1 protein-coding gene is annotated in these 522 nt (G+C 50.2%); it reads left to right on the top strand.

Going from position 1 to position 522, the window contains the following annotated elements; translation table 11 throughout:
- Positions 1–52: 52 nt before the first annotated feature.
- Positions 53–522, top strand: a 470-nt coding sequence (locus J5M67_RS27765; RefSeq protein WP_207888589.1) for an AAA family ATPase, incomplete at its 3' end; no start/stop codon positions are given.

Below are 522 nucleotides of genomic sequence, written 5' to 3'. Positions count from 1 at the left end.
GTGTGACAGCGCACAGCGATTCACCTTGGCGAGATCTATGGAAACTATATCTGTGTTTAACAACAAATGCGGGGTGGGGAAGACCACCTTGACCTTTCATTTGGCTCACGCATTTGCGGAGCTTGGCCTGCGCACGCTCCTTATTGACCTGGATCCTCAGTGCAATTTGACGATTCTGAGTATGGATGCGGAAGAGCTTCATCGAATATGGCAAGAGGAGGACCCTTTTATCGAGGACTTTGAAGCGGCCAAAAACGCCATGCCCGCGACTGAATTCAAAGGAATTAGTTCTGCGCCGAGGTCGATCCATTTTATTCTGAAACCGACAGAGGACGGTGTCTCGGATTTGGATGACGTTAGCCCGCCATGGAATCTTGCACCGTCGTTAGATCTCATTCCCGGGCGGCTTACGCTGCATATGTATGAAGATCGACTCGCCAATCGATTTCCTCAAGCGTATCAAGGTGATCCTCTCGCCATTCGAACACTGACAAAATTTCGGAGTGTTGCGGAGGCATACTC

Origin of the sequence: Pseudomonas sp. 30_B, from assembly GCF_017491605.1 — a bacterium.
Taxonomy (GTDB): domain Bacteria; phylum Pseudomonadota; class Gammaproteobacteria; order Pseudomonadales; family Pseudomonadaceae; genus Pseudomonas.
This window is presented reverse-complemented; position numbering and strand designations above follow the sequence as displayed.